The organism is Thiolapillus sp., from assembly GCF_048562965.1.
Lineage (GTDB): Bacteria > Pseudomonadota > Gammaproteobacteria > Chromatiales > Chromatiaceae > Thiolapillus > Thiolapillus brandeum_A.
This window is the reverse complement of sequence record NZ_JBHNMF010000954.1, coordinates 1-1,084: the sequence shown is the minus strand read 5'-3', so window position 1 is coordinate 1,084 and position 1,084 is coordinate 1. Positions and strand designations below refer to the sequence as shown.

At 56.7% G+C, this 1,084-nt stretch carries 2 protein-coding genes; both read right to left on the bottom strand.

The window, feature by feature from the left end; genetic code table 11:
- On the bottom strand, positions 1–564 hold a 564-nt coding region (locus ACOCD2_RS21425), incomplete at its 3' end, for a HipA N-terminal domain-containing protein (protein WP_419602031.1).
- Positions 561–851 (bottom strand): helix-turn-helix domain-containing protein, encoded by a 291-nt coding sequence (locus ACOCD2_RS21420; RefSeq protein WP_293649763.1) that lies wholly within the window; start codon positions 849–851, stop codon positions 561–563. The genes ACOCD2_RS21425 and ACOCD2_RS21420, both read right to left, overlap by 4 nt.
- Positions 852–1,084 lie beyond the last annotated feature (233 nt).

Below are 1,084 nucleotides of genomic sequence, written 5' to 3'. Positions count from 1 at the left end.
CGATTCCGTGTACAGGAACTTGGGCCGCGCCCCCCCAGGCGAAGATGCCACATCAGCCAGTTTCTGCCTGTGTTTATCGTTTCGGACAGCCAACTCCTGCTCAAAGCCGCTGACCATGCCGGCATACCATTGTTTCCCCATCTCCACCGCAGCTTCCTTCGCGGACGCCGGCGGCTCATCGATAACCGGTGTATCGCTGAACATCAGTGCACCCAGCGCTCGGTATTCCATCAGCGGCAGCAAATCGGGTAAACGCATCTGGCGGCGCGAAAGATTGTGTATCACCGCCATCATTTGTTGTCCCCAATCATCGGGTAACGCATCCTCAAAAACGGAATGGATACCCTCGCGGGGGCGCCCTGCATCTTGGGGACCCGATACCCATGCCAGATTGGCTGGATCGATATTGAACCCATCGGGGTGATCCAGCCAGTCATCTGCATACCGGAATTGCCCCTGGATGCGACCACCTTCCTCGTCCATTTGCGTGGCGATCTCACCCAGCGGGCATGATTTGCCACCTGGCAGTCTAATCCAGACGTAAACCCGGCGAATATCGCTCATGATCGCTTTCTGGGACGACCAGTACGCCGCCGCCCGGACTGGTCGGCCATCTCAAACAGATCAACCGGGATGGTATCGAGCAAAACACGCGGGTTACCAATAACTGACAGCACCGTTAACCAATGGCCGACAGCCACGCCGGGATCACCGTTTTCCAGCTTGCTATAAGTCGGGCGGGAAACGCCAATCCGCGCCGCCATATCGCTCTGCCGGTCCCGGCGGGCCAATCTGCGGTGACGCAGGCGTTCCCCGAGTTCCCGGAGTATGTTTTCTGTGTCCTGGGGCATGTTTCGCACAGTATGTTAAATATGGTTGACATTATCCCCTTGTAAGGCGTTTAGTGTCAATAATAGTTAACGTAGAAGCGCCTGCCGGAACAAGTGGGCCAGCTCACTGAGCAGTCAAGGCAGAAGCCTGGTTCCGTTTATTGTCACTACCGTCAGTATAAAGTACCCGCCTCTTTTTTCTGTGCCCCCGCCGCTAGATCGTTGCCACCCGGCATGCCCGTTGGGATGCGTAC